The organism is Neorhizobium galegae, assembly GCF_021391675.1.
Classification (GTDB): Bacteria; Pseudomonadota; Alphaproteobacteria; order Rhizobiales; family Rhizobiaceae; genus Neorhizobium; species Neorhizobium galegae_B.
This window is the reverse complement of the sequence record NZ_CP090095.1, coordinates 1,835,441-1,855,864: the sequence shown is the minus strand read 5'-3', so window position 1 is coordinate 1,855,864 and position 20,424 is coordinate 1,835,441. Positions and strand designations below refer to the sequence as shown.

At 61.6% G+C, this 20,424-nt stretch carries 17 protein-coding genes and 2 tRNA genes; 5 read left to right on the top strand and 14 right to left on the bottom strand.

Translation table 11 applies throughout. The annotated features are described in order from the left end of the window. Positions 1-14: 14 nt before the first annotated feature. The 3 genes from LZK81_RS09290 to LZK81_RS09280 form a co-directional block, all read right to left on the bottom strand. Positions 15-3,206 carry an SPOR domain-containing protein gene (locus tag LZK81_RS09290; RefSeq protein ID WP_233955962.1) on the bottom strand — a complete coding sequence of 1,064 codons (3,192 nt, stop codon included), beginning with the start codon at positions 3,204-3,206 and terminating at the stop codon, positions 15-17. A 66-nt stretch (positions 3,207-3,272) separates the two neighbouring features. Beyond that, entirely contained in the window at positions 3,273-5,030 is a 1,758-nt protein-coding gene (gene argS / locus LZK81_RS09285) for an arginine--tRNA ligase (RefSeq protein WP_233955961.1), read from the bottom strand. 62 nt (positions 5,031-5,092) lie between these two features. Then, positions 5,093-6,310, bottom strand: a complete 1,218-nt coding sequence (locus LZK81_RS09280; RefSeq protein WP_233955959.1) for a deoxyguanosinetriphosphate triphosphohydrolase — start codon at positions 6,308-6,310, stop codon at positions 5,093-5,095. Between the two features lie 136 nt (positions 6,311-6,446). Between LZK81_RS09280 and erpA the strand changes: the two genes are divergently transcribed. Both erpA and xth read left to right on the top strand, forming a co-directional pair. After that, the gene (erpA, locus tag LZK81_RS09275; protein WP_233955957.1) at positions 6,447-6,776 is read left to right on the top strand and encodes an iron-sulfur cluster insertion protein ErpA; all 330 of its coding nucleotides are present in this window, start codon (positions 6,447-6,449) and stop codon (positions 6,774-6,776) included. A gap of 82 nt (positions 6,777-6,858) precedes the next feature. Beyond that, positions 6,859-7,662, top strand: a complete 804-nt coding sequence (xth, locus tag LZK81_RS09270) for an exodeoxyribonuclease III (RefSeq protein ID WP_233955956.1) — start codon at positions 6,859-6,861, stop codon at positions 7,660-7,662. A gap of 27 nt (positions 7,663-7,689) precedes the next feature. Here the strand turns inward: xth and exoR are convergent, their stop codons facing one another. From exoR to LZK81_RS09235, 7 genes are all read right to left on the bottom strand, one after another. Next, positions 7,690-8,484 carry an exopolysaccharide production regulator ExoR gene (exoR, locus tag LZK81_RS09265; protein WP_046606204.1) on the bottom strand — a complete coding sequence of 265 codons (795 nt, stop codon included), beginning with the start codon at positions 8,482-8,484 and terminating at the stop codon, positions 7,690-7,692. Between the two features lie 480 nt (positions 8,485-8,964). Further along, complete coding sequence (locus LZK81_RS09260; protein WP_233956514.1) at positions 8,965-10,194, bottom strand: OmpP1/FadL family transporter; 1,230 nt, start codon at positions 10,192-10,194, stop codon at positions 8,965-8,967. Positions 10,195-10,557: 363 nt separating this feature from the next. Next, positions 10,558-13,389, bottom strand: coding sequence for a valine--tRNA ligase (locus LZK81_RS09255; protein ID WP_046606202.1), 2,832 nt, complete (start codon positions 13,387-13,389; stop codon positions 10,558-10,560). A 141-nt stretch (positions 13,390-13,530) separates the two neighbouring features. Next, on the bottom strand, positions 13,531-14,448 hold the full coding sequence (locus LZK81_RS09250; RefSeq protein WP_046606201.1) for a DUF2497 domain-containing protein: 918 nt from the start codon (positions 14,446-14,448) through the stop codon (positions 13,531-13,533). A gap of 269 nt (positions 14,449-14,717) precedes the next feature. Beyond that, positions 14,718-15,371 carry a protein-L-isoaspartate O-methyltransferase family protein gene (locus LZK81_RS09245; protein WP_233955955.1) on the bottom strand — a complete coding sequence of 218 codons (654 nt, stop codon included), beginning with the start codon at positions 15,369-15,371 and terminating at the stop codon, positions 14,718-14,720. A gap of 152 nt (positions 15,372-15,523) precedes the next feature. After that, on the bottom strand, positions 15,524-15,721 hold the full coding sequence (locus LZK81_RS09240) for a hypothetical protein (RefSeq protein ID WP_046606200.1): 198 nt from the start codon (positions 15,719-15,721) through the stop codon (positions 15,524-15,526). A gap of 172 nt (positions 15,722-15,893) precedes the next feature. Continuing rightward, positions 15,894-15,967, bottom strand: a tRNA-Cys gene (locus LZK81_RS09235). Positions 15,968-16,234: 267 nt separating this feature from the next. On the opposite strand from LZK81_RS09235, the gene LZK81_RS09230 reads away from it, so the two are divergent. Next, a complete protein-coding gene (locus LZK81_RS09230) occupies positions 16,235-16,495 on the top strand; it encodes a DUF982 domain-containing protein (RefSeq protein WP_046624116.1) in 261 nt (86 codons plus the stop codon). Positions 16,496-16,811: 316 nt separating this feature from the next. On the opposite strand, the gene LZK81_RS09225 is transcribed toward LZK81_RS09230, so the two are convergent. Next, positions 16,812-17,096 carry a hypothetical protein gene (locus LZK81_RS09225; protein WP_233955953.1) on the bottom strand — a complete coding sequence of 95 codons (285 nt, stop codon included), beginning with the start codon at positions 17,094-17,096 and terminating at the stop codon, positions 16,812-16,814. A gap of 420 nt (positions 17,097-17,516) precedes the next feature. On the opposite strand from LZK81_RS09225, the gene LZK81_RS09220 reads away from it, so the two are divergent. Then, a complete protein-coding gene (locus LZK81_RS09220; protein ID WP_233955952.1) occupies positions 17,517-18,158 on the top strand; it encodes an exopolysaccharide biosynthesis protein in 642 nt (213 codons plus the stop codon). Between the two features lie 12 nt (positions 18,159-18,170). On the opposite strand, the gene LZK81_RS09215 is transcribed toward LZK81_RS09220, so the two are convergent. Further along, the gene (locus LZK81_RS09215; protein WP_233956513.1) at positions 18,171-18,425 is read right to left on the bottom strand and encodes a hypothetical protein; all 255 of its coding nucleotides are present in this window, start codon (positions 18,423-18,425) and stop codon (positions 18,171-18,173) included. A 192-nt stretch (positions 18,426-18,617) separates the two neighbouring features. Here LZK81_RS09215 and LZK81_RS09210 point away from each other — a divergent pair. Further along, a tRNA-Asn gene (locus tag LZK81_RS09210) sits at positions 18,618-18,692 on the top strand. 185 nt (positions 18,693-18,877) lie between these two features. Here the strand turns inward: LZK81_RS09210 and LZK81_RS09205 are convergent. Together LZK81_RS09205 and LZK81_RS09200 are read right to left on the bottom strand one after the other, a co-directional pair. Beyond that, entirely contained in the window at positions 18,878-19,324 is a 447-nt protein-coding gene (locus tag LZK81_RS09205) for a Rieske (2Fe-2S) protein (protein ID WP_046609031.1), read from the bottom strand. Further along, positions 19,321-20,424: an amidohydrolase family protein gene (locus LZK81_RS09200; protein WP_233955950.1), complete on the bottom strand. Its 1,104-nt coding sequence runs from the start codon at positions 20,422-20,424 to the stop codon at positions 19,321-19,323. The genes LZK81_RS09205 and LZK81_RS09200 overlap by 4 nt, the downstream gene beginning before the upstream one ends.

Genomic DNA, 20,424 nt, shown 5'->3' with positions numbered 1-20,424 from the left:
TCGGATTTCAGTCCCTACCGGCCGACCAGGCAGGTACCGCCGGCGGCGCGATAACGCTCGCACAGCGCTACGGCGTCGTTCTTGCTGCCGGCCGGAATGCGGACACGGTAGAACGTGCCCTTGCCGGCGATCTCGGCAGACTTGATATCGACGCCGCGGCCGCCGATGACGTTGCCGAACTTGGCCGACAGGCTCTGATAGGATTTCTGGGCTTCCGCCTGCGACGGCAGCGAGGCGATCTGGATCACGTAATCCCCAGGTCCCAGCGAAGCGACCTGGTTCGATGCGGACGCCGGAACGGCGGCTGTCTGCTGGGCCGGTGCACGGACATTGCCCTGATCGGTAACGGCTGCGACCACGTTGACCGGCTGTTCGGACGGACGTGCGATCGGGACCGGAGCCTTTGCCGCAGGTGCAGAGGCCTGAACCGGAGCGACAGGTGCCGGAGCCTGTGCGGCAGCAGGAGCAGGGCTAGGCGCCGCGGCAGCCGGGGCCGGCTGGGCGGGAGCGGCTGCGACGGGCGGCGTGACCGGGTTCGTTCTCACCACGTTGACGTGTTCGGCCGGAGCGGCCGGATTGGCGGGCGCCGAGACCGGAAGGATACCGCCATTTCCGGCAGTCGAGTTAGCCGGCAGGGGTTGCGTACGGACCGGTGTCGCCGGCACGGAAGCCGGGACCTTCTCGGGGAAAGCAGCGGCCGTTTCAACCGGCTTTGCGCCGGCGGCAGGCAGCTTGGCGGTTTCCGGCGCGGCAAGCGCCGGGGCTGCAACTTCCTGCTCGACCAGCTTGCCGTCGGGGCGGACGATCATCGTCTTGACCTTGCGCGGCATGACGGTCACGGGCTGCTGCTCAGCAGCGGCATTGTTTTGCGCGGTCCGATCCTGCGGCAGGAGGCGAGGATCCTCCGTCTCGCCGACATCGGTCGGCTCGATATCGTTCTCGCCTTCGAGCGGAAGCGTATCGGGCATCAGGGTCTTCTGCACGACGTCGATAGGCTCCTCATTGGAGGAGATCAGGGTGCGCTGCTTCGGATCTTTCGGCGAAACGCCGGCGACACGGTCGTAGACCGCCTTGTCCTGGTTCGGGACCGTCTTGCCGCCCGGATTTTCCGGCGCAATCTTGATCGGTTCGTTGTCTGCGGCAATGATGACCGGTTCGCCGCCCGACACGACACCCGACACGCTGCTGCCGAAGAACGCGTAGGCGCCGACACCTCCGAGGATCACAACCCCGGCAAGGACCAGCGGCACAGCCCAGCTGCGGACGGAACGGCGGGCGTTCTCGACGGTCGCGACATAGTCGGCATCGGAATAATGCAGTTCCTCGTGCTCAGCGGCAGGCAGAGGCGTCGTCAGGCTGCGGCGGAAATCCTCTTCCAGAGCCCGCTCGAAGTCGTCGAGATCCGTATAGTTCGGCGAACGGGCGGCTTCGGCGGCGGCCTGCCGGCCTCTCGGCGCGATATCGATTTCCGGCTTGCGTGCCGGCGCCGAGGCCGGCTTGCCGGGGGCGGCCAGAAGCGTCGCGAGCTCGGCATCGATGTCAAGTTCGTAATCGGGACGATAGGCCGGCGGCTGTTCCGGCTCTTCTGCCGGTAGCGACGGTACGTCGAGTTCGGCGATCGCCTCCACCTGGTCTTCCGAATCGGCAATCTGGGCCGGATCGAACGGCAGGTCAGCAATCGACTCCGGCTCTTCTACAACCTGCGTCTCCACGACTGGTGCCGCCGCAGCAATGACGGGCGCAACGCGCGCGACCGGCGCCACGGAAGGAGCGACAGCAGGTGCAGGTTCGGCTTTCACAGGGGCTGCAGCCAGAGACGGTGCCTGAACCGGATGTGCCTGCGCCTCTTCAACGACGATCTCGGCAAGGTCGAGTTCGAGACCATCGAGCGCCAACTCGAATTCCTCGTCGGAGAACGGATCCGTCTCGTCCACAGACGAGACCTCGGCAACCGGGGTCTTGGCAACCGGCGCATCGACAACAGAGGGTGCCGCCGGCGCGACAGATACGGCGGCGTGCGTCACGGCTGGCTCAGGCTTCGCCACAGGCGTCGCGAGCGGCTGCCCGTTCGATGTCGGCAGCGTATAGCGCTGGACGTCATAGATCAGTTCGTCCAGCGCGGAGAACCGATCCTTTTGCGGCGTAGCGGCCGGTACGGCAGCGATCGGTGCAGCGGTGACCGGCTCAGGCTGCGGCTCCTTTGCGGACACCTGCGGCTCGGCAGCCTGTGCCGGCTCGATATTCGGGCTCGGGATATCGTTCAGGACGGGAGGCTCGAAGGCATATTCGTTCGATGCAGGTGCGGTCACTTGAGAAGCGGTTACCGCCGCCTGTGCGGAGGCCGCAGAGACGTCTCGTGCCACGCTGAAATTGCTGAGCGGCATCCGGAAACCGGGAACGTAGGCGCCCTTGCCCCTCTCCGTCTTCGGCTCCAGCTCGAACTTCGCTTCGGGTTCCAATTTCGCTTCAGGCTCGAACGCCGCCTCGGGCTCGGGGGCTGACCCATGCTCGAATGTCGCCTGAGGCACGAACCGGACTTCCGGCTCGAATCTCGCTTCGGGCTCGAACGTCACTTCGGGCTCGGCTGCCGCAACGGGCTCGGCCGCGATCGAGTTTTCCAGTTCAGCCGCGAGATCGAACTCCTCCGCCGGGTCTTCTACCGACGCGGCGGGCGACATCGAGCCTGCAGCGGGGAAATCGGGCAGATCGAAAACGGGCTCCATGCGCGCGGCTTCGAAAGCCGGCTCGAATACCGGTTCCGCGGCAACGTTCCCGTCAACGGCATCAACCGCCCGCGGCGGCTCCTCGTCGCCAAAACGGTCAGCGCGCTCGCCGACAGCGTTATCGGCCGACCGCAGGGCCTGCGGCACTTCTACAGCGGCAGCTTCGGCCGGAACGAACTCAAGTTCCTCCGGCTCCACCGGCGGCGCGGCGAAATGCTGAGGGACATCGTCGAGCGCGATATCGTGGATGGGGTCGAGATGCGGCGCGTCATAACGCTCGAACTCCTGAAGAAGCTCGTCTTCGAGATTGAACGCCGGCTCCCGCCGCTCAGTCGATGAAGTATCGGCGGAAGATGATCCGGGCCTGGCAGCGACGGGAAGATCGTCGTAGCCTACGATGCGGGCGAGTTCTGCCAGCGGATCATCATCTGCAAAGAAGTCCGGTAAATCATTCCGGCTACGCGCAAGGTTGTTATCGGCCATTACCTCGTCCACTCACCTACATTACAACGCATATGCCAGTGCAATGTGGGGAAATGGTGGCGATATCTACCGCATTTCTTCCGGTGCCGCAGTGCCTGTGATTCCAAGTCCTGACTTCAAAACAGAGGCGACAGCATGCACCAGCCCAAGCCTGGCAATACTCAATTCTCGGTTTTTATCGTTAACAAAGCGTAATTCCGGTTGTTCTTTACCCTTATTCCAATGCGCATGGAAGAAACTTGCCAGATCATAGAGGTAAAAAGCAAGCCGATGAGGCTCCTGCGCCTGGGCTGCAGCCTCAATGATCCTGGGGTATTCCGCAAGTTTGGCGACCAGTTGCATCTCGTTCGGATCGTTGATCAGGCTGCTCGAACCTTTTAGGTCTAGCGAATCGAAATCGAGACCCGGAAACGCTTCCTTTGCCTGCCGGAACACCGACGAGCAGCGCGCATGGGCGTACTGCACGTAGAAGACCGGATTGTCCTTCGACTGTTCGGTCACCTTGGCGAAGTCGAAATCGAGCGGCTCCGAGCTCTTCCTGTAGAGCATCATGAAACGCACCGCGTCGCGACCGACCTCGTCGACCACTTCGCGAAGGGTCACGAAATTGCCGGAACGCTTCGACATCTTCACGGGCTCGCCATTGCGGTACAGCTTGACGAGCTGGCAGAGGAGCACGGTGAGCTTCGCCTTGCCGCCGGAGACGGCGCGCGCGACGGCCTCCAGGCGTTTGACGTAGCCGCCGTGGTCAGCGCCGAGCACATAGATCATCTCGTCGTAACCACGATCGAACTTGTCCTTGAAATAGGCAACATCCGCCGCAAAGTAAGTATAGCTGCCGTCCGACTTGATCAGAGGCCGATCCATATCGTCGCCCACCTCGGTGGAGCGGAACAGCGTCTGCTCGCGGTCCTCCCAGTCTTCCGGCAACTGACCCTTCGGCGGCGGCAGCGTGCCCTTGTAGACGTGCCCCTTGAAGGTGAGGTCGTTGATCGCCTGGCGGATGCGCTGCGCGCCATTGGCATGCAAGGTCCGTTCCGAATAAAAGACGTCGTGATGGACGTTGAGCGCTTCGAGATCGCCGCGGATCAGCGCCATCATCGAGTCGATCGCCTTGTCCTTGACGATCGGCATCCAGGCGTCTTCCGGCATGTTGTGCAGCCGCGGACCGTATTCCTCCGCCAGGGCCTGCCCGACCGGCACGAGATAGTCGCCCGGATAAAGACCCGAGGGGATCTCGCCAATCGTCTCGCCCAATGCCTCGCGGTAGCGCAGGAAGACCGAGCGGGCCAGAACGTCGATCTGGCTGCCGGCATCGTTGATGTAGTATTCCTTGGTCACGTCGTAACCGGCAAACTCCATCAGGTTCGCCAGCGCATCCCCCACCACCGCGCCGCGGCAATGGCCGACATGCATCGGACCCGTCGGGTTCGCCGAGACGTATTCGACATTCGCCTTCTTCTCTGCACCAACCTTGGAGCGGCCGTAATTCGTGCCCTCGGCAATGATCGATGCGAGCAGGCGCTGCCAGTAAGGAGCGCCAAGCCGGATGTTGATGAACCCGGGACCGGCCACGGAAACTTCGCTGACGTCGGAATCCGAACGCAGCGCTTCGGCGATGATATCGGCAAGCGCACGCGGATTGGTGCCGAGCGGCTTTGCCAGAACCATGGCGGCGTTGGTCGCCACATCGCCGTGGCTCTGGTCGCGCGGCGGCTCGACTGCGATACGGCCGAAATCAAGCTCGCTTCGCTTTTCCCTGATAATATCAAGGCTTTCCAAAGCGTTCTTAATTCTTGTTTCGAAGTCGGCAAAAAGATTCATGTTCAATCATCCCCGAGACATGCCCGAGGACCCTTGCTGGCCAGTGTCATTGGTGGCGGTGCCTAGCGCAAATCCGGAGTCTGGTCAAACAGCTCGCCATGCGCCTTGATTGCGAACGTGTCTGTCATTCCGGCGAGATAATCGCCCACGTGACGCGCCCTCGCCGTCTCGCCGAGCCCGGCGATATGATTGACCCAATAGTGGCTGCGCATCAGCGACGGGTCATTCATATAGGCGCCGAACAGGTCCGAGACGATCTGGGAGGCGCCGGCGCGGATGCGCATGATGTCGGGATGCCGGTAGATGCGCGAGAACAGGAGCTTCTTGATGCAGCGGTCGGTCTCGGCCATCTCCTGCGAGAACGTGGCGATGACATGCCCCGCGGCACGGACGTCTTCGGCGCTCTGCGGATCCACCTTGTCGAGATTGTGCTGCGCCACGTCGATCACGTCCTCGACCATATGAGTGATCTGCCGGCGCATGATCTCGTGGGCAAAACGGCTCGGTTCGAGATGCGGATAACGTGCCCTCACCTCCGTCATCAGCTTGGCGAGGAACGGGACCTCATCCAGCATCTCGAAGGTCAGCAGGCCGGAACGCAGCCCGTCGTCGATATCGTGGGTGTTATAAGCGATGTCGTCGGCGATTGCGGCGACCTGGGCTTCAAGGCTGGCATAGCTCGCGAGTTCCAGATCATGCAGCTCGCAATAGTCGCGGATCGGCTGCGGCACGGGGCCACGGGTTCCCTCGCCGGTGGCGCTCAGGAGCGGACCATTGTGCTTGACGAGGCCTTCGAGGCTTTCCCAGGTCAGATTGAGCCCGTCGAAATCCGCATATCGGCGTTCGAGCTTGGTGACGATGCGGAGAGACTGGGCGTTGTGGTCGAAACCGCCATAGGGCTTCAGCATCTCGTCCAGCGCATCTTCGCCGGTATGGCCGAACGGCGTGTGGCCAAAGTCGTGGACCAGCGCCACGCCTTCGGCGAGATCCTCGTCGAGCTTCAGGGCGCGGGCAAGTGCGCGGGCGATCTGCGCCACCTCGATCGTGTGGGTCAGCCGGGTGCGGTAGTGGTCGCCGTCGGGGCTGATGAAAACCTGCGTCTTGTGCTTCAGCCGCCGGAATGCCGTGGTATGGACGATGCGATCGCGGTCGCGCTGGAATTCCGAGCGCGTCAGGCTGCCGTCCTCGGGAAACAGACGTCCGCGCGACGCCCAGGGGTTGGCGGCGTAGACCGCCCGTTCGCCACTGCCGAAACCCAGCGCCCTGGTATCGATCGTCATGCCGTCACCTGTTTGTTCATCCGCCGCCTGCCGCCCATTGACGTGCCGTTCACGTCTTCATACCTATAGTGAAGCTGCGCGCAATGCCGGTGACAGGAATCTCTCCGGGCCTTGAACCCGGCAGGAGGCGGATAATATGGAAACCAATGTAACTCTTTCAAATGCGGCGGCCAAGCGCATCGCCGAAATCGTCGGCAACGAAGCCGGCAAGCAGGCGCTGCGCGTCTCGGTCGAAGGCGGCGGCTGTTCGGGCTTCTCCTACAAGTTCGATCTCGCCGAAGCGCCTGGGGACGACGACGTGGTGATCGCAAACGGCGATGCCAAGGTGCTGATCGACAGCCTCTCGCTCGTCTATATTGCGGGTTCGGAGATCGACTTCGTCGATAACCTGCTCGGCCAGTCCTTCCAGATCAAGAACCCCAACGCGGTCGCCAGCTGCGGCTGCGGCACCAGCTTCTCGATCTGATAACCCTTCCTTGCGCGCAGTTCGCCCTTCCCAACGCTTCCTCTTTCGCTAAAAGAGGAAGCGAACATGGAGGCAAGGGCCGATGAAGATCGCCACCTGGAACATCAACGGCGTCAAGGCGCGGATCGACAGCCTGCGCCAGTGGCTGACCGATTCCTCTCCGGATATCGTCTGCCTGCAGGAAATCAAGTCCGTCGACGAAACCTTCCCGCGGCTGGAGATCGAGGCGCTCGGCTATCACGTCGAGACCCACGGCCAGAAGGGATTCAACGGCGTCGCGCTGCTGTCGAAGACCAAGCCCGACGAGGTGATGCGCGGCCTGCCGGGTGGTGAAGGCCCGGACGGACAGACGGACGAGCAGTCGCGTTACATCGAGGGTGTCTTTTCGGTGCCGGGCGGCGCGATCCGCGTTGCCTCCATCTACCTGCCGAACGGCAACCCGGCCGACGATCCGGTCAAATACCCCTACAAGCTGGCCTGGATGGAGCGACTGCGCCTGCACGCGCAGAACTGCCTTCTCCTCGAAGAGCCGCTGATCCTTGCCGGTGACTACAACGTCATTCCCGAGCCACATGACTGTTTCGACCCGGCCGCTTGGGCGACGGACGCGCTGTTCCTGCCGCAGACCCGCGCCGCTTTCCGGCGCCTGGAAAACCTCGGCCTTATCGACGCGGTACGCGCCACGACAGACGCGACCAAGCTCTATTCCTTCTGGGACTATCAGGCCGGCGCCTGGCAGAAGAACAACGGCATCCGCATCGACCATCTCCTGCTCTCGGCGGAAGCCGCCGACAGGCTGAAATCCACCGCGATCGAGAAACATGTCCGGGCCTGGGAAAAGCCTTCGGACCATGTGCCCGTCATCGGCATGTTCGATTTCGGCTGATCGCCCGAAAGATCGGCGAGGCGTCGGTTATTCGACGCCTCGGGCGAACTCCTGAGACAGGGCGACCGCGCCGCGGCGATCCTCTTCGCCGACGACCGAAAATGCCTGCTCCTGCAATTGCTGCATCCAGACACATTCCTTGGCGGTGCACTTGTCGAGCGCCGCCGTCATGAAGGCGAGCCCCCGCACCGTCTGGCCTTCCTGGAAGAGGACATTGCCGAAAACCGACATGGCGCCCGGATGGCCGCTCTTGCGGGCCTGGTTCAGCCATTTCTTCGCCTGCTGGATGTTGGCGGTACCGCCCTCGCCTGCGAGAATCATCCGGGCGAGCTGGAACTGGGCTTCCGCCACGCCGAATGTGGATGCCGCCTGGAAATAAAGTTGCCGTGCCTGTGAAAGATCCGGCTTGATCGGGCTGCCGGGAATGCCGCGGCGATAATAGTTGGCCAGCGACAGAAGCGCGTTGACGAAGAAGCCTGTATCTTCCGAACCGGGCTCGACGCCCTGCGCCGCGATCTCGTTATAGATCTTGAAGGCCTCGAAATCGTCCTTCGCGACGCCGTCGCCATAGGCGTACATATTGGCAAGCGCCCAGCGCGAACCGGTATGGCCTTTCTCGGCGGCATAACGGTAGGCCTCGACCGCATCTTCCTTCTGGCCGTTCTTATAGGCCTTGAAGCCGAACTTGAAGAGATCGAATGGGCCGGACTCCTTCGTCACGCCCGACTTGATATCGAAGGCCGCAGCCGATCCCGCCAAAATCGAGGCGAGCGACGCTCCAAGAAGCAATACTCTCATGGATCGAAAATCAGACTTCGGCATGGTTCAGTTTCTTTCACTCCGCGCGCGACGACCCGCCGCAGCCCGAGCATCGCTCGCTGCCGGAACAAGATTTGTCCGGGAATATCCCGCGCCTGCTCCTCCCGAGAGACGAATGAAACTGTAGCCGCCGTTTTCGGCAAGACTAGGACCCATAACCGCAGCGATTGCGGCAGGACAGGGCGACATCAGAATCCGCCCGCCTGAGCGCAAAAAGCCCGGCTTTTCATAAAGAAACCCGCCCATGATACTCCAATTACGCGCCCCGCCCCCGCGTTCCGCGCCTGTTCTTCCTCTATCGCTGCTCCCCGTTTGTGGCGGGAAGTGGACAGAAACGCCCCTCTCAAGGCACCTGACAATAGTCTCGAAAAAGTGTTGCTAAATCGTCACAAGAGAAACGACGAAACTGTTCCTCATCCGAACTAAAATTCGCCACAAAAAAGCCCGGTCGCAACCGGGCTTTCAAGCTTCAATCAAGTGAAGTCAGAACTTGACCTTCAGAGACGTCGAGAGAGCAGCAACCAGATCGTCACCAAACCGGTATGTTGCTTCGTCACCAGCGGCAACGCCGTCGATGGTCACGGCACCTGAACTGCCGCTGGTCAGGATGCCAAGCACGCCCGCCAAACGAATCTCGACGTTCTTGTTCGGCGAATAGGCGACACCTGCGCCAACGGTCCAGGTATCCGTGAGGGTGCCAAAGCCCTGCGAAGTCCCGCGATCCCAGGTGAGGCTGACCGCGCCGCTCCACTGTTCGTTGAACTTGTGGCCTACGCCGCCGGTCACCGTCCAACCGTCCCGGTATCCGAGTTCAAGCGCGGTAACTTCCACGCCGCCGGCATTGTAGAACGGGATCCGCTGCAACACGCTCCAATTGGTCCATTTGACCGATCCGAAGGCGAGCCAATCGGGAGCGATGCCGGATTGCAGCTTGAGTTCGATAGCCTCCGGCATGGTGGCCGATCCTTCGACTGGAATGATCGTGCCTGCGCCGGAGATCACGCCCCCGAGGAGTGGCGAAAGTGTAGTCAGATCGACCTCGCCGGTGACATCCTTCAGCTTGACTTCGCTATAGTACATCAGGCTTGCGCGGAAAGCGTATTCCGGGATTTCATAGGCAAGCCCCGCACGCCAGCCCCAGCCGTCGCCTTCAAGATCGAGCCGTCCAACACCAGTTCCGGTCAGTCCTCCAGGAGGCGCCACCAGCCGCTCCTTGAAGCCGTCCATCTGCAAATAGCTGCCGCCACCGATGATACGCAAGTCGCCCGGGCCGGCATCGAATTTGTAGGAGCAGGTCAGCGCGTAGTTGTCGCTGTTGATCTTTGTTTCGATGTTCTGGTTTGCCCCGGCCCAACGGGCGCCTGGGTTAGTATGTGCGCCATAGGGCTGCGAGTAGTCGACCATACAGTCGAATCCCTCGAAGCCCGCCTTGGCGCCGATACGCGGCGACCAGTAGTCTTCCGTCTCATCAACCGAGTTGGAATAACCCAAGGCGTTGAGTGGACCATCTCCCGCGAATGTATCGGTGACGTTCTTGAGTTTTCTCTGGGGCATCACGAAGGTGGCCGTCGACTCGATCGCGACCGAAGACGGATCAAAAAGCAGATCGATATTGTATCCGCCCCGCTCGATGCCGCCTGCGAGCGCAGGCGACTGAAGGGTGCATCCAGCTACGAGAGCAAAGACGCCCCTTGAGATTAGTTTGCTTACCATAAATTCTCCCACTCCCTGGTAAGTGACCGAAATCACTCTAGATGGTTCGCTCCAATTGACAACTTTCGGCTGTCCGGCGCTTCGCGGCGCAAACGCTCTATAGATTTACGTAAGCAAACCAGGAACCGGGGCTTCGATGCCGATTTCGGCACAAAATTGCTCTTTCTCCCTTAACGCGATCGTTAAAATTAGAATTTTATTATTTTAAGCCGGCTATCTGTGTCAATGTGGCAACAATGCGGCTTTCTGCAAGTGAGCAGTTGCACACAAGCGCCCCAAGGCCAACAAATGGTTGCGAAAAGGAAATGCCGCGTCCGTTTCCGGCGCGGCATCCCTGATCGCGTTGATTCCCAATGAAGATGGTCAGCCAGCTTCGCTGATGCGCAGAAGAGCGATCTTCAGGTTCGCCATCTGGATTTCCAGCTCGGCGAAGCGTTCGCGCTCGGCAGCAACCACTTCGGGATCGGCATTGGCGACGAACTTCTCGTTGGCCAGCTTCTTGCCGATACGGTCCATCTCGGCCTCGGTCTTGCCGACCGCCTTCTCGATGCGCGCCTTTTCGGCCACGAGGTCGATCAGGTTGCCGAGCGGCAGGCAGGCGGTCGCCTCGCCGACGACGATCTGGGCGGAACCCTTCGGCGCCGCGTCGGCAAGCTCGATGGTTTCGACACGCGCAAGACGGCGGACGGCCGCCTCGTGACGGCGCAGACGCGCCTGGGTCAGTTCGTTGGCGCCGACGACGATCAGCGGTGCAACGGCCGATGGCGGCACGTTCATCTCGGCGCGGGCCGAGCGCAGACCGGTGACGAGGTCAACCAGCCAGTTGATCTCTTCCGCAGCCGCCTGATCGGCGAATTCCGGCGCCGGCCAGTCGGCGTGGCAAAGCAGGCCGTCGCGGGTTTCGGTGTGGGCCCAGAGCTCTTCCGTCATGAACGGCATGAACGGATGCAGGAGCTTGTAGGTCTCTTCCAGCACGTAGGCGGCACAGGCCTGGGCCTCTGCCTTGGCACCCTCGTCCCCGCTTGCGAAGATCGGCTTCAGGAGTTCCAGATACCAGTCGCAGACCTGGTTCCAGACGAAACGGTAGAGCGAACCCGCCGCCTCGTTGAACCGCTGGGTCTCGACGGCCTCCGTGACGTCGCGGATGGTTTCGGAAAGCTCCGTCAGTATCCAGCGGTTGACGGTGAGCTTCGTTGCCTCCGGCTGGAAGGCCGGATCGCGCTTGACGCCGTTCATCTCGGCAAAGCGGGTGGCATTCCAGAGCTTGGTGCCGAAATTGCGGTAACCGGCGATGCGGGCCGGATCGAGCTTCACGTCACGCCCCTGCGCCGCCATGATCGCCAGCGTGAAGCGCAACGCGTCGGCGCCGTATTCGTCGATCAGGTCGAGCGGATCGATGACGTTGCCCTTCGACTTAGACATCTTCTGACCGCTCTTGTCGCGCACCAGGGCGTGGACATAGACGGTGTGGAAGGGTTCGACCGGGTTACCGTCCTCGTCCTTCATGAAGTGAAGGCCCATCATCATCATGCGGGCGACCCAGAAGAAGATGATGTCGAAACCGGTGACCAGCACGCTGGTCGGATAATACTTTTCGAGTTCCTTGGTCTGGTCCGGCCAGCCGAGCGTCGAGAACGGCCAGAGCGCCGAAGAGAACCAGGTGTCGAGCACGTCCTCATCGCGGGTCAGGATCTCGCCCGGCTTGAAATTCTCCAGCAGATCTTCGACGAGGGCCTTCATCGGGCCTTCGTGCGACAAGTAATGCTGGATCGCCGCCTGCAGCGCTTCTTCCTCGGTCTTTTCGACAAAGACCTGACCGTCCGGGCCGTACCATGCCGGGATCTGATGGCCCCACCAGAGTTGGCGGGAGATGCACCAGGGCTGGATGTTCTCCATCCATTCGAAATAGGTCTTGTCCCAGTTCTTCGGCACGAACTTGGTGCGCCCTTCCTTGACGGAAGCGATCGCCGGCTGCGCCAGGATGTGGGCATCGACATACCACTGTTCGGTCAGTCGCGGCTCGATCGGCACGCCGCCACGGTCGCCATGCGGGACCATATGCTTGTGCGGCTCGATCTTGTCGAGCAGGCCGGCTTCCTCGAAAATCTCGACGACGATCTTGCGGGCGGTGAAACGGTCCTGACCTTCGAGACGGTCCCAGGCGCCGTGAAGGGCGGCGGGATGATCAAGCCCTTCCAGGAAATCCTCGTTGTCCTTGATGGTGATCGTACCGTCGATATTCATGACGTTGATGGCGCGCAGCCCTGCCCGCTTGCCGACTTCGAAGTCGTTGAAATCGTGCGCGGGCGTGATCTTGACCGCCCCGGTGCCGGCCGTCGGATCGGCATAATCGTCCGCGACGATCGGGATTCTGCGGCCGACGATCGGCAGGATGACGTGCTTGCCGACGATAGCCTTGTAGCGTTCATCCTCGGGGTTCACGGCAATGCCGGTATCGCCGAGCATGGTTTCGGGACGCGTCGTCGCGACGACGATATAGTCGCGCGTTTCGAATTCGGTCGCATTGCCGTCTTCGTCGAAGGTGACCGGATACTGGTAGGTGACGCCTTCTTCGAGCGGATAGCGGAAATGCCAGAGGTTGCCGTTGACCTCGTGCTGCTCGACCTCGAGGTCGGAAATCGCGGTCAGCAGCTTCGGGTCCCAGTTGACGAGGCGCTTGTCCTTGTAGATCAGGCCCTGCTTGTAGAGCGTGACGAAGACTTCCAGGACCGCGGCCGACAGGCCCTCGTCCATGGTGAAACGTTCGCGTGACCAGTCACAGGAAGCACCGAGACGCTTCAGCTGGTTGAAGATTAGACCGCCCGATTCTTCCTTCCATTCCCAAATCTTGTCGACGAAGGCCTCGCGGCCCATCTCGCGGCGTCCCGGAAGCTGGCGCTCCATCAACTGGCGCTCGACGACCATCTGGGTGGCGATGCCCGCATGGTCCATGCCCGGCTGCCAGAGCACGTCCTTGCCGCGCATCCGCTCGAAGCGGATCATGATGTCCTGCAGCGTGTTGTTGAGCGCGTGGCCCATATGCAGCGAACCGGTCACGTTCGGCGGCGGGATCACGATCGTGAAGGTTTCCGCGCCCGGCTTGGCGTTGACGCCGGCGCGAAAAGCGTCGGCCTCGTCCCAGGCCTTGGCGATCCTCGGTTCTACTTCTGCGGAATCATAGGTCTTTTCGAGCATTTCCTGACCCGTTTTTGTTCTTTGAGAGCTATCGGGGTGTAAATAGGATGGGGTGTTCCAAGTCAATAAAAAAGCCGCCCCGTCACCGGAGCGGCCGTATCGATCAGCCTTGCGGGCGGATGGGCTAAGCCAGCCGCTGGCTTAGCGGCGCGTGCCACGGGATACGCGTTCGATTTCCTCGCGCACCAGGCGCTCGACCAGCGTCGGCAGGTTGTCGTCCAGCCATTCCTGCAGCATCGGGCGCAGCATGTCGCCGGCCATATCCTCGAGCGAGCGGCGTTCCATGCCGTTGAATACCGAGGCGAGCTCGCTGAAGGATTTTGCGACCTGAGCGCCGGCTTCGGCGGACAGCAGGTTCGCGGTCTCCTCGATCTTCGCCGGCAGGCTGCGCGGGGCGGATTCTGCGGCGAGCTTCGGTTCTGTTTTCGGCTCGATTCTTGGTTCGGGCCGCGCCGGTGCTTCGGCTCTGTGCGGAGCCGACAGCGGCGGATCGAAGACCGGCATCATGACACGCTGGACCGGCTCCGGCTGCGGCGCGACCGGCTGCGAAACCGGAGCGGCCTGCGTGGACGGGGCGGCCTGGGCGACCGGTTCGCGGAATTCCGGCATGCGCGGCATCGGGCGAAGCTGAGCCGGCTCCTCCTGGCGTGCCGCCGGTGGGGGCGAGGACGGCGTTTGCGCGGAAGAGGCAACCGCCGACGGGGCCGGCGCAGTCGAAAGGCGCACGGGGCCGGTCTCCTGCTGGCGGGTGGAAGCGGCCCGGACCCTTGCGGCGACATCTGCGAGCGACAAGGTACGATCCTGCTGTGCCGTCTGGCCCGACGATCCCGACGCGTAGTTCATCGGCTCGTTGCGCGATGGCGCGCCGCGATCATTGGCAGCCATGTCGGGAACAAAGCCCGTCTCTTCGCCGTCTTCGATCTCGTCGTCGCCATAGACCGGGGGAAGCTGGCCGCTGAGCGCGTTCTCGGCATTCGGTTCATTGCTTTCAATGATCCGGCGAATGGACGCCAAGATTTCTTCCATGGAGGGTTCACGCGCTACATTTGGCTGAGCCATTTTCATCCCCGCTGTTACCGGCACTCGAATCGGCCCCGTGGAGGGTGAACCGAATCGACGTTACTCTAAGGTGTTGGGGGGGCTGGAAACAATGACAAGTGCCCCAGGCCTCTTACCGATACACAGTTTTGTTGGCGTTGTGAATCCCGTAAGTCACAGTTGCCGGAAACAAGTGACACTGGCGTGAAATAAACAGATGCCACCGCCGGAAACGACAAAGGGGCCGCAAGGCCCCTTCCCGTTCATGGCGTTCAGACCACGCCGGTCGATCAGAACACGAATTCCTTCGCCTTGCGGAAGCCCGGCAGCGGCTTCACCGAGGCGTTGAAAGAGGCGCTTTCGGAGATGGAACCCTGCTCCTTCACCAGCACCTTCGCCTGGGCGGCATTGCCATAACCGACGACAGCGACCAGCCGTCCGCCATCGCGCAGCTGTTCCAGAAGCGCGGCAGGCACTTCCTCGACGGCACCGTTGACGAAGATGAGGTCATAGGGCGCCTCGGCGGCATAACCATTCTCGAGCTCGCCGGTAACGACCGCGACATTGTCGTAGCCGAGCGAGGAGAGCGTCGCGGTTGCCTGCGAGGCCAGCGCCTCATCCGCCTCCAGAGAGACGACGGAGCCTGCGATCAGCGACAGGACGGCGGTCGCATAACCGCTGCCGGTGCCGATTTCGAGCACGACGTCGTCCTTGGTGATTGCGGCAAGCTGCAGAAGCTTGGCAAGCGGCGAGGCCTCCATCAGATACCGACCAGGGGCAACCTCGATGTCCGCATCGATATAGGCGAGCGACTTTGCCTTGGCCGGCACGAAGGCTTCGCGCGGAACATTGTAGAAGGCCCGCAGAACCGAATGCGACGTGACATCGGTGGTGCGGATCTGATTTTCGACCATCTTCGTCCGTGCTGCTTCGAAATCCATCATCTCAGTCGTCCCAAATCACCCGGCGATGCGCCGGTCTACGCATGACCGTCTTACTGAGGGCAAGACATGCTTTCAAGACACTGGCCGCTTTCGAAGCAAAAAAGCGGAGGAGACCGCCTCCCTCTCCTTAGGCTCAACCGTGGGACCCAGCCTCAAGCGTAGGCCGGCGGCGCTTCTTCCAGCTTGCGGATGGTCACATAGTCCCGGCTATAGGAAGAGCGCAGGCTGTGGTCCTTGTCGAAGGCAGACTGCTCGGCGGAGGTCAGCGGGAACATGCCGTCGGCGAATGTGCCGGTGCCTTCGACCTCGTTGGTCGCCTGGCGGTGTACGTTGATTATCCTGGTGATCATGACGCCTTCCCTCCGTTCTACCCCATAATTGCTGAGCGGGCCTTTCTGTTCCGAGCCTAGGAGGAGAAGGTTAAAAATTAACCATGTTGCAGCGCACACAAAAATGCGTGGTAAATGCTTGGTATCAAAGCACGTTTGGATTTGAGGAACAGGTCCGGGAAGAAGGGGGAAATGGAGGCCTCGCCGAGAATCGAACTCGGGTGCAAGGATTTGCAGTCCTCTGCGTCACCACTCCGCCACGAGGCCGTCCGAACGCATAAAGAGCGAGTGGTGTCGGGCGTTTAGAACGAATCGAATAACGGCGCAAGCGGGTTTGGCCCGTTTGTCATTTTTTTCCTGCACGAGGCGAGGAAGGCCACAGCCGGCACGTCGATTGTTGCATCCCCAGCCCCGCACCTGCGTGCGCAGCGCCCCCGGGATAACATCCCAAGCCGGTTTCATAAAAAATTCACCAAACCCAAGGAACCAAATCCTTTCGGATGAGTTACCTACGCCGCAATGCAAGGTGTAGACATGACGAGTAACGTAACTGAAGCAGATGATGCCGTGTGGAGTTCCCCGGTCAGAGTACGCATTGGATACGGTTTCCCAGAAACGATCCGCGGGCCGAGAGAAGCCCTGGAATACCTCAACTGGCGCTGGCCGGTGCGCGAAGGTACCTATTACATCAAGGCCCTGAAGGAATGCGCCGCCTGCCTGCAGCGCAAGCTCCCGCTGGAAAGGGTGCGGGAAACCTTCATTCTCGCGAGCATCGAGGCGAAGATGCTGAACTGACCGCGATCCTTCCCAATGTCCAGCGGGTTTCGCCATGAGGCGAAGCCTGGAGCTCCGACCATCGCCGGAAAGGATTTGTTAAGCTTCCTTACCGGGACGTTCGTTAAAGGATTTTGCTTAAAACGGCAGACGACGGCGATGTTGTCGTCTTTTATCCTTGTGAGAAGGATCGCCATGACGGCGATGATTCAGTATGAAACTCAGTGTTTCTGACGCCTTGGCGGCGTGCGCGACCGTTGGTTCGCTTTCCAGCATCCTGTATGTGGGGCATCTTTTCGTGACCCTGTTTTAACGCCTGCCGATCACACGGCGGCGCTTACGCTGGCCAGTAGAAGTCGGAACGATAATCAGCCGGAATGTCGGCCAATCTGGCGATGGCTTCAGCCACGAAACCGATCTGCATGGCCAGATAACGGATTTCGCGCGGCACCGGTATGCCGGTCAAACTTTCCCGATTGCGCCAGGTCTCGTACCCGGTCGACCTGATCCTCCGCTCGGCCTCGCGAAGCACGTCGTCGCGGCTCGGCATATCGCCCTCGGCCAGATCGGCAGGCTTCGCCACGCAGGCCGCAAGCCCGCCTTCGATCACTCTCAGACCCATGTTCACCCTCGTCTTCAATCCCGGGAGCAATCCTAGTGATTCGGGGAGAGATGCGCCAGAGTCTCTAAGGCAACACTAAAGTAGCGACAGCCCGGCGACTGTGCTAAAATGACGTCGTTGTCGGGTGGGGAGCACCGGGCGGCGACCATGCGGTAGGAGGAGACCGTTATGCAATATCTGGAATTCATCACCACGCTCAATCCGGTGGTGCTGGCGATCCTCGTGATCGTGCTGGCCTGCGGAGCGTACGATTATTGGGCCCAGTCTCGATAACGGCCCGATAGCGGACCGCGCAGCCTTTTGATTTTCATGAGACGCCGGGGCGTTCACGTTTCCGGCAGGTTGTGGCTCGCGCCTTTGCGAGGACACGGTTTGTTGATATCCATGCCGCTCAATTGAAGCGGAATGGAGAAACGAAGAGTGAGCGCAAGCATCGAGTTCGACGATACCTCAACCTCGCTGAGCGGCACGCTGCGGCAGCTTATCGACGGCATCACGGGTCAGTCGGTGACGCTGCGCCAATTGATGGACGCGGTCGGCGAACAGGGCCTGCTGCTCATCTGCGCCGTCGCCTCCCTGCCTTTCCTCCTCCCCGTATCGATCCCCGGCGTCAGCACCGTGTTCGGGGCGGCGATCATCCTGATCAGCCTGGCGATCACCGCCAACCGGCTGCCGTGGCTGCCGAAGAAAATCCTCGACCGTGAGCTCGATACGAAAAAACTGCTGCCGGCACTGGAAAAAGGTGTCAGTATCGTTTCGCGCCTCGACCGGTTCCTGAAGCCGCGCATCTCCGCATTGACCACCGGGCGGCTCGTCAATCGGGTGAACGGCCTGGCGATCGCGGCCGGCGGCGTGCTCCTGATGTTTCCGCTGGGTCTGGTGCCCTTCTCCAATACGCTGCCGGCGATCGCGATCCTGCTTCTGTCGACCGGCATGATCCAGCGCGACGGGCTGATCGTCCTCGGCGGCTACCTCTTCAACGTCATCACGGTGATCTATTTTGGCGTGCTCGCCTATGTGGCATTCAGCGCCGGCCAGGGTATCGCATCGATGTTCGCCTGAGTTGGGGCAGCCTTATCGCTGCTCGGCCTTGCGCGCCCGCCGCCTTGCCCACCAGAGCCCGATACGGCGCCGCTGACGCCGCACGAAGGGCAGATCGTGCGAAAGCACCAGGAAGCCGAGCGGCACCATCCAGAAGCCGAGAATCGGCAGGAAGCCGAGCACACCGCCGAAAATCAGGCCGAGACCGACGACGACTCGGCCGATCCGCGAGCGCGGCATGGGAATCTGTACGCTGCCGAGCGCCAACTTGCCGCTTTGCGGGTCCATTCCAAATCGCGTCGGCTTCCGTTCACCTGCCACTCTCGATTATCCTCACCGGTTAAAGGCCTAGCTTTGCCCGGGAAATGGGGCTTTACCGGGGATAAAACAACCAAGTTCGTTTTTTTTGCAAAAACCGCTTGGCAAAACGACAAAGCATTTGTATTACCCGCCGCACACGCCGCGACCCTTCGCGGATGATCCCTGGTAGCTCAGCGGTAGAGCATTCGACTGTTAATCGACAGGTCGCCGGTTCGAATCCGGCCCGGGGAGCCAATTTCAACAAAAGCGCGCCTTTCGGCGCGCTTTTGTCGTTTCTGGCCCATGAATGACGACTTCCACTCCCCGTCGTCGCCATAGTCGGCGAGCGCGTCCGGAGCTCGACGGGAGGTCGTGATTCCTCAGCGCCCCGTGCAGGGTCAAAACGCAATCCGGATGCTGATCGGCGCCTGGCGGGTGGCTCAGAGTTCGAGCACGACATACTCGTCATCGACGGAGATCTTGAAGACTTCCGCGCGATACGTCCCCTCGACGAGCCTGGCGCCGTGTTCCACGGCGACGTCGTAGCTCTTCACCCTCGTGCGCGCCGGGTCGCACCAGGATTTTCCCGAGCGCAGGTCGAATTCCCAGCCATGCCAGGGGCATCGTACCAGTTCACCGTGACGGCTCATCTTGACGACGCCCGGCTCGTCGGACTCGAAGAGCGAGGTGAGCTTGCCCTTGCAGAGGTCAGCCCCTTCATGCGGACAGCGGTTGGCGATGGCCATGAACTCGCCGGCGACGTTGAAAACCGCGATGTCGCGGCCTTCCACATGGACCAGCTTGGAAGCGCCCGGCGCGATCTCGTCGACACGAGCGACGACGTGGCGGGCGGGTGGACGCTTTTCCCGCGTTGGCGTCGTGCTCATTTCAGGCCAAACAGTTCCACCGCGTTGTCGCGGAAGATGGCGGAACGCTCGGCGGGCGTCAGCGGCACCTTGAAGGCGAAGCGCGGGTCGTCGAAATCCCAGTGCGGGTAGTCGGTCGAGAACATCAGCCGGTCGGTGCCGATCCAGCGCAGGATATCGAGGAGATGCCGGTTGTTCTCCGGCTCCTCGATCGGCTGGGTCGTGTACCAGAAGTTCTCGCGCACATATTCCGACGGCTTGCGCTTCACATGAGGAACCTCGTCACGCATACGCTTCCATTCCCGGTCGAGGCGCCAGACGAGCGACGGCAGCCAGGAGAAGCCGCCCTCTACGAGCACGATCTTCAGCTTCGGGAACTGCTCGAACACGCCTTCGAGGATCATGCTGGAGAGCACGGTCTGGAGGCTGTTGGAGGCTGCGTAGTGTTCCTCCAGATAAAACGAGCTCCAGCCGGACGGCGTATTCGGGCGGTAGCCGAAGGCACTGGTATGGAGCCCGATCGGCAGGCCGTAGTGCTCGGCCGCCTCGTAGATCGGCCAGTAGCGGCGGCGGCCGCAGGGCTCCAGCGTGCGCGGCGGCATGGCGATCTGCACGAAGCGGCGGTCGGTGACGCGCCGGTCGATCTCGGCGACCGATTCCTTCGCATCCTCTTGGGAGATACAAATGGAGGCTTTCAGCCGCGGTTCCGGCCCGGCAAATTTGTCGATCTGCCAGTCGTTCAGGGCCGCGCAGAGCGCTGCGCCGAGTTCCTGGTTGAAAGCCATGCTGCCCGCCGCGAGCGGCTGCAGGATGCCGTAGTCGATATTGCACTCCTCGAGCAGCTGTTGCTGTAGGAAAGCAAGGTCGGATGCCGGAGGGCCACCGTTCGGCGGCCAAGAATCGCGGCGCATGCCGTTGCCCGGCGTCATGCGCGGATAGGGCAGTGTACCGAGCAAGGGGTTTGCCGTGCGCACGGCAAAATCGCGCACATGCGTTTTCCAGCGTTCGGGGAGATAGTCGAGCAACTGGTCGGGCTTTGAGAAGGCCGGATGCACGTCGCAATCCACCACGCCCTGGATCTGGGATTTTTCGGAGCTACGTTCGAGTACCGGGGTTTCCAT